This window comes from uncultured Streptococcus sp. (genome assembly GCF_963516575.1).
Classification (GTDB): domain Bacteria; phylum Bacillota; class Bacilli; order Lactobacillales; family Streptococcaceae; genus Streptococcus.
The window spans coordinates 1-11,337 of the sequence record NZ_CAUQCP010000052.1; the positions used below are offsets into that span (position 1 = coordinate 1).

Annotated in this window: 10 protein-coding genes and 1 pseudogene; 8 read left to right on the forward strand and 3 right to left on the reverse strand. The window is 37.2% G+C overall.

Going from position 1 to position 11,337, the window contains the following annotated elements:
* Nucleotides 1-152: 152 nt before the first annotated feature.
* Together RWM06_RS08455 and RWM06_RS08460 are read left to right on the forward strand one after the other, a co-directional pair.
* Nucleotides 153-983 (forward strand): glycosyltransferase, encoded by an 831-nt coding sequence (locus RWM06_RS08455; RefSeq protein WP_313970806.1) that lies wholly within the window; start codon nucleotides 153-155, stop codon nucleotides 981-983.
* Nucleotides 984-1,068: 85 nt separating this feature from the next.
* The gene (locus RWM06_RS08460) at nucleotides 1,069-2,919 is read left to right on the forward strand and encodes a nucleoside-diphosphate sugar epimerase/dehydratase (RefSeq protein WP_313970807.1); all 1,851 of its coding nucleotides are present in this window, start codon (nucleotides 1,069-1,071) and stop codon (nucleotides 2,917-2,919) included.
* A 107-nt stretch (nucleotides 2,920-3,026) separates the two neighbouring features.
* Here RWM06_RS08460 and RWM06_RS08465 read toward each other — a convergent pair whose 3' ends face one another.
* The 3 genes from RWM06_RS08465 to sdaAB are packed head-to-tail and all read right to left on the reverse strand — an operon-like array spanning nucleotide 3,027 to nucleotide 5,233.
* Nucleotides 3,027-3,659, reverse strand: a complete 633-nt coding sequence (locus RWM06_RS08465) for an HAD family hydrolase (protein ID WP_313970808.1) — start codon at nucleotides 3,657-3,659, stop codon at nucleotides 3,027-3,029.
* 21 nt (nucleotides 3,660-3,680) lie between these two features.
* On the reverse strand, nucleotides 3,681-4,553 hold the full coding sequence (sdaAA, locus tag RWM06_RS08470; RefSeq protein ID WP_000500046.1) for an L-serine ammonia-lyase, iron-sulfur-dependent, subunit alpha: 873 nt from the start codon (nucleotides 4,551-4,553) through the stop codon (nucleotides 3,681-3,683).
* Between the two features lie 8 nt (nucleotides 4,554-4,561).
* Entirely contained in the window at nucleotides 4,562-5,233 is a 672-nt protein-coding gene (sdaAB, locus tag RWM06_RS08475) for an L-serine ammonia-lyase, iron-sulfur-dependent subunit beta (protein ID WP_000838910.1), read from the reverse strand.
* Between the two features lie 240 nt (nucleotides 5,234-5,473).
* Between sdaAB and RWM06_RS08480 the strand changes: the two genes are divergently transcribed.
* The 6 genes and pseudogenes from RWM06_RS08480 to RWM06_RS08510 form a co-directional block, all read left to right on the forward strand.
* Nucleotides 5,474-6,121 carry a LysM peptidoglycan-binding domain-containing protein gene (locus tag RWM06_RS08480; RefSeq protein WP_313970809.1) on the forward strand — a complete coding sequence of 216 codons (648 nt, stop codon included), beginning with the start codon at nucleotides 5,474-5,476 and terminating at the stop codon, nucleotides 6,119-6,121.
* Between the two features lie 375 nt (nucleotides 6,122-6,496).
* The gene (locus RWM06_RS08485) at nucleotides 6,497-6,673 is read left to right on the forward strand and encodes a hypothetical protein (RefSeq protein WP_313970810.1); all 177 of its coding nucleotides are present in this window, start codon (nucleotides 6,497-6,499) and stop codon (nucleotides 6,671-6,673) included.
* Nucleotides 6,674-6,722: 49 nt separating this feature from the next.
* Entirely contained in the window at nucleotides 6,723-7,088 is a 366-nt protein-coding gene (locus RWM06_RS08490) for a hypothetical protein (protein WP_152639386.1), read from the forward strand.
* Between the two features lie 907 nt (nucleotides 7,089-7,995).
* Nucleotides 7,996-8,730, forward strand: coding sequence for an ABC transporter ATP-binding protein (locus RWM06_RS08500; RefSeq protein ID WP_042901789.1), 735 nt, complete (start codon nucleotides 7,996-7,998; stop codon nucleotides 8,728-8,730).
* 10 nt (nucleotides 8,731-8,740) lie between these two features.
* Nucleotides 8,741-10,759 (forward strand): ABC transporter permease, encoded by a 2,019-nt coding sequence (locus RWM06_RS08505; RefSeq protein ID WP_313970811.1) that lies wholly within the window; start codon nucleotides 8,741-8,743, stop codon nucleotides 10,757-10,759.
* Nucleotides 10,760-10,834: 75 nt separating this feature from the next.
* Nucleotides 10,835-11,337 (forward strand): annotated as a pseudogene (locus tag RWM06_RS08510) (ATP-binding protein); the annotation flags it as partial.

Genomic DNA, 11,337 nt, shown 5'->3' on the forward strand with positions numbered 1-11,337 from the left:
TTTAGACTAATTTCCACTTCGGCCAGTCAAGTGGAAGTTACTTTGAGAAGTTACCATGTCAAGTAAGGTTTCTGGCTTTCAAGATAAAAATGGGAAAGTCTTGAAAATTATGATAAAATAGTGGAAGGAAATCTATATATTGGAGAAAAACTGTGCTTGAAAAGCAAAAAATTAGCGTCTTGATGTCGGTCTATGTAAAGGAAAATCCGACATTTTTGAGAGATGCCATTAATAGTATTCAAAATCAAACCTTGAAACCGAGCGAATTGGTTCTCGTAGAGGATGGACCTCTCACACCAGAACTTTATCAGGTATTAGACCAGGTTGAAGCTGAGTCTGATATTCCAGTGAAACGTTGCCCCTTAGAAGAAAATCAAGGTTTGGGTCTGGCTCTTCGATACGGTGTTTTACAGTGCCAGTATGATATTATTGCCCGTATGGATACGGATGATATAGCTGTTCCAGATCGTTTTGAGAAACAGGTTCAGCTAATGGAGAAGGACAAGCTCGACCTATTAGGTGGACATATTGCAGAGTTTATTGATAATCCTGATGAGATTGTTTCTTACCGTCGTGTTCCAACCCAGCATGCAGATATTGTAGCTTATCAAAGGATGAGAAGTGCCTTTAACCACATGACTGTCATGTTCAAGAAGGACATGGTTCTCAAGGCAGGCAACTATGAGGATGGCCTTTATATGGAGGATGACCTCCTCTGGCTCAATATGATTGCTGCAGGAGCCAAGACTGGAAATCTGGATCAAATCTTGTGTAAGGTTCGTGTCGGAGCAGGGATGTTTGAGCGTCGTGGGGGACTGCGTTACCTCAAACTCTATCGTCAAGCTCGTCAGCGCATGCTGAAGCGAGGGCAAATTTCTTACATGGAATATGCCAAGAGTGTTGCGATTCAGATGGTTGTTGCCCTTTGTCCAGGATTTGTCAGACAGTTTATTTTTATGAAACTGTTACGAAAAAGCAAGTAAAAGATTGTAGCAAATCGTAAACTAGAGAAAAAGTGTTATAATAACAATATACCTATTCGGCTCTTTTAAGGAGGAGTAAATTTCTATGAATAAAAAACTCACAGATTATGTGATTGATCTGGTGGAAATTTTAAATAAACAACAAAAACAGGTTTTCTGGGGAATATTTGATATTTTGAGTATGGTGGTTTCCATCATTGTATCTTATATCTTATTTTACGGCTTGATTAATCCAGCCCCTGTTGACTACATTATCTATACGAGTTTGGCCTTCTTGTTTTATCAATTGATGATTGCATTTTGGGGCTTGAATGCTAGTATTAGTCGTTACAGCAAGATCACAGATTTTATGAAAATTTTTTTTGGTGTGACTGCGAGCAGCGTCTTGTCATATAGTATCTGCTATGCCTTCTTGCCACTCTTCTCCATCCGTTTCATCATTCTCTTTATCTTGTTGAGTACCTTCTTGATTTTATTGCCACGGATTACTTGGCAGTTAATCTATTCAAGACGCAAAAAAGGCAGTGGTGATGGAGAACACCGTCGGACCTTCTTGATTGGTGCTGGTGATGGTGGGGCCCTCTTTATGGATAGCTACCAACATCCAACCAGTGATTTGGAACTTGTCGGTATTTTAGATAAGGATGCTAAGAAAAAGGGCCAAAAACTTGGTGGAATCCCTGTTTTGGGCTCTTATGATAATCTGCCTGAATTAGCCAAACGTCATCAAATCGAACGTGTTATCGTTGCGATTCCGTCGCTTGACCCGTCAGAATATGAGCGTATCTTGCAGATGTGTAATAAGCTGGGTGTCAAATGTTATAAGATGCCTAAGGTTGAAACTGTTGTTCAAGGACTTCACCAAGCAGGTGGAGGCTTCCAGAAGATTGATATCACAGACCTTTTGGGTCGTCAGGAAATTCGTCTTGACGAATCGCGTCTGGGTGTAGAACTGACAGGTAAGACAATCTTAGTCACAGGTGCTGGAGGTTCAATCGGTTCTGAAATCTGTCGCCAAGTTAGTCGTTTCAATCCTGAACGCATTGTCTTGCTTGGTCATGGGGAAAACTCAATCTACCTTGTTTATCATGAATTGATTCGTAAGTTCCAAGGAATTGATTATGTACCTGTGATTGCGGACATTCAAGACTATGCCCGCTTGTTGCAAGTCTTTGAGCAGTACAAGCCTGCTATTGTTTATCATGCGGCTGCCCACAAGCACGTTCCTATGATGGAGCGCAATCCAAAAGAAGCCTTCAAAAACAATATCCGTGGAACCTACAATGTTGCTAGGGCTGTTGATGAAGCCAAGGTGCCTAAGATGGTTATGATTTCGACGGATAAGGCGGTCAATCCACCTAATGTTATGGGAGCAACCAAGCGCGTGGCTGAGTTGATTGTTACTGGCTTTAACCAACGTAGCCAATCCACCTACTGTGCAGTTCGTTTTGGGAATGTTCTTGGTAGCCGTGGTAGTGTCATTCCAGTCTTTGAACGTCAGATTGCTGAAGGTGGTCCTGTAACGGTGACAGACTTCCGCATGACCCGTTACTTTATGACTATTCCAGAAGCTAGTCGTTTGGTCATCCATGCTGGTGCTTATGCTAAAGATGGAGAAGTCTTTATCCTTGATATGGGCAAACCAGTCAAGATTTATGACTTGGCCAAGAAAATGGTCCTTCTAAGTGGACACACTGAGAGCGAAATTCCAATCGTTGAAGTTGGAATCCGCCCAGGCGAAAAACTCTACGAAGAACTCTTGGTTTCGACCGAATTAGTTGATAATCAGGTTATGGATAAGATTTTCGTTGGTAAGGTTAATGTCATGCCTCTAGAAGCTATCGATCAAAAGATTGAAGAGTTCCGCACTCTCAGTGGAGATGAGTTGAAGCAAGCCATTATCGCCTTTGCAAATCAAACAACCCACGTTGAATAAAAAAGAAAAGCGCATATTATCAGGTCTTGAAACCTTGGTAATATGCGTTTTGTTATGTGTAGACTTGCTCCATTTTCTTCTGAAATGGAGTTGTCGCCCAGTCTATGTTATTGAAAATACTCTAAAACTTGTAGGGGTTTGTGGGCCATATAATCAGGTTGATAGTTTAGCAAATCTGCCTGCTCTCCAAATCCCCAAGTGACGGCCAATTTCTGAATGCCTGTTTCTTGGGCTCCAAGCATATCAAACTTGGTATCTCCGATGATGATGGCTTGTTCAGGTTTTAGTTGATGTGTCTGTAAGGCTTGGCGAATGACATCTGCTTTATGGGGTGCTTCAGGGCTGGAACCATAAATGCCATCAAAGAAATGATAGATTCCCAAGTTTTTAGTCATGTCTTGAGCGGTAGGGGTATTCTTTGTAGTGGTTATGTAGAGAGGGTAATTCTTGGATAGTTCCTGAAGCAAGTCTACAATCTGAGGAAAGAGTTGAGCTTCATAGATGCCTTTTTCCTTGTAGTAAGAACGGTATATCTGTACAGCCTCAGCGATTTGTTCTTTGGACAGGCAGGTCGCAAAACTACTTTCGAGGGGCGGCCCCATAAAACCACGAATGGTTTTGGCATCAGGACTAGGCACCCCCAGCTCCTTAAAGGTATGGGTAAAGGCATTGTGAATCCCGATAGAACTGTCAACGAGGGTTCCATCCAGATCGAAAAAAATCGCTGTGATAGAGGTCATGATTTCTCCTATTTGATAAGCTTATTCTCCGAAAATTTCTTTTTGGAGGCGACGACCAGTAGGGGTGGCTGCGAGTCCACCTTCAGCTGTTTCACGAAAGGCAGTTGGCATGCTTGCTCCTACTTGGTACATGGCATCGATAACTTCATCCACAGGGATTTTAGATTCGATACCTGCCAAGGCCATGTCTGCTGCGATGAAGGCAAAGCTAGCTCCCATGGCATTGCGTTTGACACAGGGAACTTCGACCAAGCCGGCAACAGGGTCACAGATGAGGCCCAGCATATTTTTAATGACAAAGGCAATGGCCTGACTGGCCTGATAAGGTGTTCCACCTGCAGCTAGAGTCAAGGCTGCAGCACTCATAGCAGAGGCCGAACCAACCTCGGCCTGACAGCCACCCTCAGCACCTGAGATAGAGGCATTGTTTGCGATGACTAGTCCAAAGGCACCGGCAGCAAAGAGGAAATCCAGCTGTTGCTCGTGACTGAGGTCTAATTTTTCAATAGCAGCAGTGAGAACGGAAGGCAGACAGCCAGCACTTCCTGCGGTCGGAGTGGCACAGACCAAGCCCATTTTGGCATTGTGTTCATTGACTGCGATAGCATTTCGGGCAGCAGAGAGAATCGTGTAATCTGATAGAGTTTTTCCGTTTTTGATGTAGTGATCCAATTTGGCAGCATCTCCACCTGTCAGGCCACTACGAGATTTATTTTCATTGAGGCCAAGTTGAACAGAGGCTTTCATGACTTCTAGATTGCGTTCCATGAGAAGGAGGACTTCTTCACGTTCGCGACCTGTCAATTCAAACTCTGTTGTAATCATAAGTTCTGAGACATTTCCTTGAAAGTCCAGATCTGCTTGCTCGACCAATTCTTTGATAGAATAAAACATGCTTCCTCCTATTTAAAGAAATTGACATTGTGGAGATGAGGGATTTTTCGAATTTCTTCGATGGCATCATCACAGTTGCGACTGTCAACTTCGATAATCATAATAGCTTTTTCACCAGCTTTTTCACGAGTAACATTCATCTGGGCGATATTGATACCATAGCGTGAAAGGGCCTCCGTTACGAGGGCAATCATACCTGGAATATCTTGATGAACAATGATGATAGTCGGTGTATTCATGTTGAGAGAGACGGCAAAGCCATTGAGTTCGGTGACCTGAATATTCCCTCCACCGATTGAAATACCAGTCACGCTGATGGTCTTGTGCGCATTTTTAACGGTAATTTTAGTGGTGTTGGGGTGAGGAGCATTGCTGTCTTTCTGAATGGTCCAGACAATCTTGATACCACGTTTGTGGGCAATCTCCAGACTATTTGGAATTTCAGGATCATCTGTATCCATGCCCAAAATACCTGCAACAAGGGCTAGGTCTGTCCCGTGGCCTCGATAGGTCTTGGCAAATGAGTTAAATAGTTGGAATTCGACTTCTGTCGGAGTATCATCAAAAATGGAAGAGACAATCTTCCCAATACGAACAGCACCAGCGGTATGGCTACTAGATGGGCCAATCATAACTGGTCCGATGATATCAAAGACAGATTGAAAACGAAGTGATTTCATCAGTTTCCCCTTATAAAAATTCTTATCTCTATTATATCAAAGAATGAAGGTCTTGGCTTTAATTGTGGATGAAAACCTTTTTAATACCATAAACAGCATAAAATAGTATCCTTTATGACAAAAAATAGCTTGTTTGGGGAAATAAAAAATAATTTTGTAATATTTCTACATAAAAGTGTCAAGAAACGGTAATATTTAAAGGGTATGATAGAACTATAGAAAGAAGGAGAATTTTCAAATATGAAATCAACAACTAAAAAGATTAAAACAACTCTTGCAGGAGTAGCTGCCTTGTTTGCAGTATTTGCTCCATCATTTGTATCTGCTCAAGAATCATCAACTTACACAGTTAAAGAAGGTGATACACTTTCAGAAATCGCTGAAACTCACAACACAACTGTTGAGAAATTGGCAGAAAACAACCACATCGACAACATTCATTTGATTTATGTTGGTCAAGAGTTGGTTATTGATGGTCCTGTAGCACCTGTTGCAACACCAGCGCCAACTACTTATGCAGCACCAGCAGTTCAAGATGAAACTGTTTCAGCTCCAGTAGTAGAAACTACAGAAGTAGTGGAAGAAACTCCAGTAGCAAGCGAAGCAGTAGCAGAAGAAACGGTTGCTACAACAGAAGCTTCAGCACCAGCTACAACTGTAAGCGGATCTGAAGCAGAAGCTAAAGAATGGATCGCTCAAAAAGAATCAGGCGGCAGCTACACAGCTACAAATGGACGTTACATTGGGCGTTACCAATTGACAGATTCATACTTGAACGGTGACTACTCAGCTGAAAACCAAGAACGTGTAGCAGATGCCTACGTTGCAGGACGTTACGGTTCATGGACAGCCGCTAAAAATTTCTGGCTTAACAACGGCTGGTATTAAGAACTAACTAGCAGAATAAGATGTAAAGAGGTTGGGCAAAAAGCCTTTAAAATTAGAAAAACGCATCATATCAAGTGTTCAACAAAAATCTTGATATGATGCGTTTTTTTGTGGGAAGATTTACTTTATATTCTCCTGAAATTGAGTTTTTGATAGTCTCTGGTAATTTTTATAACTTGGTGCAAACTACCTATACTCTTCGAAAATCTCTTCAAACCACGTCAGCTTTATCTGTAACCTCAACGCTGTACTTTGAGCAACCTGCGGCTAGTTTCCTAGTTTGCTCTTTGATTTTCATTGAGTATAAATCAAGTAGCAAAATATTTGTTGTCTTCAATTGAAAACAAGCAAAAAATGAAGTTGAATCTTTAAAAAATGAATATAACTGAGGAAATTGGCATTGATGTTGCTGACAAGGAGTTGAATGAGTTAAGTATACAGATAGCATTAGAGAGCGATAGATATGAGAATATCGTATTTAAAGTGAATAAGTTTATCAATCGTTTGAGTAAGAAAATTTTAAAAGAAGAAGGGATAGGTTTTCAAAAATAACCTATCTAGTCATTGTTTATATATAATCTGTATCTTTTGGTTTATTAATTTGTATTTAAAATTTCATCATGTTACAATTGAAATTATCAAACAGTTTTATTCTTATGCTCAGGAAAATGGATTTCAAAAACTAAAAGAAAGTAAAGTTGTTAGACCTAGAGGGGCAGATCCTATTTTTAATATGTCTGCTATTTCAGAGCATATTAGTTTATTTAAAATACCATCTGAAACTGGTTGCGTGGAAAAATATGTAACAAAAAATCTATCATGTTTTTCAAATAAATTAGATGGCGTCGGTAAATCAAGTAGCAGAACATTTACTGGTTTCATACTCTTCGAAAATCAAATTCAAACCACGTCAACGTTGCCTTGCCGTACTCAAGTACAGCCTGCGGCTAGTTTCCTAGTTTCCTAGTTTGCTTTTTGATTTTCATTGAGTATCAGTTGAAAACAAGCAAGAAATGAAGTTAAATCTTTCAAAATTGAATATAACCGATAAAATTTGCATTGATGTTGTTGAGAGAGAGTTGAATGAGTTAAGAATCCATATAGAATTAGAGGGCGATAGTTACGAAGAGGTAATATTTAGATTTGATAAGTTTATTAATTGCTTAAATAAAGAAAAATTTGTGTATCTAAATAGCAGAGATATTTAAAAAGTGCACAAATTACTCATTTTAAATGTTCTAAAATTTGTTAAAATTATGGAAAAAGGAGGAATACATTATGTGTGATATATCTAAAACTAGCTGAAATTTTTTAGTGATAATATTAGTGTTGAAGAGCAGTTGAATAGGTTCGTACTTTTTAATTCAGGAGATAGTCTCTTAGATTGGAAAATGTAGTCGATGCTTTACATGTTCTCATAGATGTACTAGAAATCATGTTCACTGTTAGAAACTAAACATAGATTTCCTTTGTTTATTATTAAAAACATAGAACAAAAAATATTAACAGATGTAAAGATATTATCAAGCCAGCTAAAAGAAGAGTTATTAAAAGAGGTTGATTGAACCTTGATAAAGGAGGATCGGATGGAAGGAATTATTGGAACGCTTGAATTTTATGCTCCTGTACTTGTACTAGGAGTAGTCATTATCGGCATTGTCTACTTTATGAAAAAACGTAATGATAAACAATAGTGGATAGATTGGTTTTATCACTATTATTTCTAACCAATGCTCTTGAGGAGTATTGGTTTTTATTGTGCCCTAGAAAAAGACAAGAAGCCTCAATTACGACTCAATTCTGCACGAAATACTCATGAAATAGATTTTTCTACAAGCTATAATGATTATATAAAAGAAATGGAGGAAACGATAATGCCACAACTAGTAGTAACAGGATTAAATAAGACATTTGGAGAAGGCGAAAGTTTAGTCCATGCCTTATCTGATATTTACCTTTCAGTAAATAAGGGTGAATTTTTAGCCATTATGGGGGCTAGTGGTAGTGGAAAGACAACTTTATTGAATTGTATATCTACTATTGATAAACCTGATTCGGGCAGTATTGTTTTTGAAGATTTTGATATGATTCAAGCAAAAGAAAGCCAATTAGCCGATTATCGCGCTAAGAATATCTCTTATATTTTTCAATCTTATAATCTGGTAGAGACCTTAACAGTTTATGAAAACGTAATTTTACCACTTCAAATTCAAGGAAAATCCATTAGAAAATATCAAAATAAAATTAATGATGTTTTGGGTAAATTAGCTATTCAAAATTTAAAAAATAAATTTCCAAATCAATTATCAGGTGGGCAACGTCAACGTGTCGCAACAGCTAGAGCGTTAATAGATGATTCCAAACTCTTGATTGCAGATGAACCGACAGGAGCTCTTGACTCTGCTAACTCAGAAAATCTCATGTCTCTCTTACAAGAAATTAATCGAATGTTTGAAATAACTATTCTACTAGTTACTCACGATCCTGCTGCTGCTAAATATTCGTCTCGAATGGTTCTTCTCAGTGATGGACAGATTATCGATGATATTGAGCGGAATGGACTATCAAACGACTTATACCTAGAAGAAATATACAGACGAACAAGATAGGAGGGGAGCTATGTACCCAAAGTTAATTTTACGCAATGTATTTAGAAACTTACAAACCTATACGATTTATTTTTTAAGTCTTGCTTTGATTTATAGTCTTTTGTACGCCTTTAATGCTCTTCCAAGTCATCCTGTCATGCAGAGCTTATCGGGTGCGAAAGAAATGCTGACGACAGTTATGACCCAGTACATGGGCTTGTTATCTTATTTGATACTAGGCGCCGTTGCCTTTCTCATCGTTTACTCAACGAATTTTGTTTTAGGAAGACGACAAAAAGAGCTCGGGTTATATTCAACACTTGGAATGAAAAAATATCAAATTATCGGAACACTCTTCTTTGAAACGATGTTAGTAAATATCTTTGCTTTAGTTCTAGGATTTACTTTTGGGCTAATCTTACTTATTTTACTTGCTCACATTGCTTCTGAGTTTTTTATGGCAAATTATTTTGGAAATCTATTCTTTTTAGATCCTAAGTCACTCTCTCTGTTGGGTTATTCCTATGTGGTAACTAGTTTAATAGTTGGTTTAATGGACTTTTTGAAATTTAGAAAGAAAACAATTATTAGCTTAATTCAAGAAAACGGTATTGAAAAATCACGAATTATTAAAGAAAATTCTATTCTACAATTGTTGATTTTCATTATTTCAAGTATTGTTATCATCTCTGGTAGTATTTATTTTTCTGATTATCATCACTTATCCATTTTGAAAAACTGGGGAGTTTTATTAGTATCTATTTTAGTGATCTTTGTCATTTTATTTTACAACACCTTAAGTAATTTCTTACTTGGAGTTGTTAAGAAAGTATCTTCCTTCTATTATAATAAATTAAACTCATTTAAAATCCGCCAATTTTCCAAACAAGCGGACAGCAATTCTGTAACGCTAGCAGTACTATCTATGACCTTGACTTTGGCTCTTAGTTTACTAGTGTTTGGTGGCAGTTCATATACAACCATGAATCATGATTTGAATCGTTATGCCCCTTATGATTTACAAGTCAATTTATATAGAGGTAATGAGTTTCATTATGGAAACGAGAGTGTAAAAGATCGATTAAAAGCGGATGGTTTTGATTTTGATGTCGTAAAAGATGAATATGTTTATTCAACTTATACGAGTGATTTGACTTATAAAGATATAATAGATACTAGTCAGTTATGGGAGCACGATAAAGGGTTACCTGATTCAAAAGTCCGTATTTTAGGGATTTCAGCTTATAATCATCTAAGAAAACTACAAGGCAAAAAAGATATTGACTTAGCTGATGATGGCTATCTAGTAAATGCCAATTACAAAGGAACCATTAAACAAATCCAAGAATTTTTACTACAAATGAAAGACTTATCGATTGGCGGTTATTCTTTAAAATTGGCATCATCCCAACCATTAGATACTGTTTATTTTGTTTCTTCAGTAGGATTAAATGATTCAGGAACTCTTATTGTACCAGATAGAGTTATTAAAGAATTGAACGAAGACTTTACAACTTATGTGGTTAAATATAAAGAAAATATTGATAAAAGAAAAATTGAAACATTTTTGGAAGAGTGGGTTGATAAGCATTACTTTACAGTGGATGGTGCAGAAGTAAATGACTTCACTTATCAAACTAAGGTGAGATTATCTGAGCTTTATATAGGATTTATGGGAGTCATTGTACTAGTATTGATATTTATTAGTGTTGTGTTTATTATTATTTCACTTAGCATTTTATCTCTACAAATCTCAACTAGTGCACTAGACAGCATTAATGATTATCGTATCTTATATCTATTAGGAAATAAGAAAAAACAAAATAAGAGAATACTGATTCAGCAAATTATGAGTTACTTCCTTGTTCCCTTGATACTTGCTGTTCCATTAGCTATTTCTCTAAGCAATTCCTTATTAGGTTACTTTGAAAACTTTGCCAATACAACTATCACAATTGATGTGACCTATCTTGGAGTGGCAGCTCTTCTCTTTCTCGTTTACTTAGTTATAACTTATAAAGTAAGTTGGCATATTCTTGATAAAAATTAGCATAAAACTAGGATACTGTTAAATAGTATTCTAGTTTTATGCTATACTATACTTATAAAATAGAGGGAGATGATTATGATGAAAAAAATTGTAAAAATCATTTCTAATCATTCATTATGGTTGTGGCAATTAACTTTGCTGAATCACTTGATCTTGATGTTCTACATATACTATAGAGTTCCTATTTATTATGCAAGTGGTCTCATGCAAAAGTTCTCCGTAATACTTGTGATTTTGTTGATTGTGTCCAGCTATGTTTGTAACTTTACTACCTTTCGACATAGTGAATTAAAATTATGGACTATCTTTTTGCTAGCTTTGATCAGTTGGCAAGCCATCTTTCAACAAGGAACAAGTAACACTTTGTTGCATTTTTTTGACATACTGAATCCAATTAATTCATTTTTATTGGTTTATAGTTCTCTTTCGATAATTTTACTAGGTGAGAAGATTGGGGAAGAATTGATGAATGTTTCACTAGCTTTAACCATCATTACCACTTTTTCTTACTTTATCCATTTTCCATTGTTTCTATTCTTATCGCTTTTCACAACCTTTTTCCTTACATTTGTTCCTTT

Excerpts from the sequence above, each read along its gene's own strand:
- RWM06_RS08460 (WP_313970807.1), top strand. The coding sequence starts at position 1,069 with ATGAATAAAAAACTCACAGATTATGTGATTGATCTGGTGGAAATTTTA.
- RWM06_RS08465 (WP_313970808.1), bottom strand. The coding sequence starts at position 3,659 with ATGACCTCTATCACAGCGATTTTTTTCGATCTGGATGGAACCCTCGTT.
- sdaAA (WP_000500046.1), bottom strand. The coding sequence starts at position 4,553 with ATGTTTTATTCTATCAAAGAATTGGTCGAGCAAGCAGATCTGGACTTT.
- sdaAB (WP_000838910.1), bottom strand. The coding sequence starts at position 5,233 with ATGAAATCACTTCGTTTTCAATCTGTCTTTGATATCATCGGACCAGTT.
- RWM06_RS08480 (WP_313970809.1), top strand. The coding sequence starts at position 5,474 with ATGAAATCAACAACTAAAAAGATTAAAACAACTCTTGCAGGAGTAGCT.
- RWM06_RS08485 (WP_313970810.1), top strand. The coding sequence starts at position 6,497 with ATGAATATAACTGAGGAAATTGGCATTGATGTTGCTGACAAGGAGTTG.
- RWM06_RS08500 (WP_042901789.1), top strand. The coding sequence starts at position 7,996 with ATGCCACAACTAGTAGTAACAGGATTAAATAAGACATTTGGAGAAGGC.
- RWM06_RS08505 (WP_313970811.1), top strand. The coding sequence starts at position 8,741 with ATGTACCCAAAGTTAATTTTACGCAATGTATTTAGAAACTTACAAACC.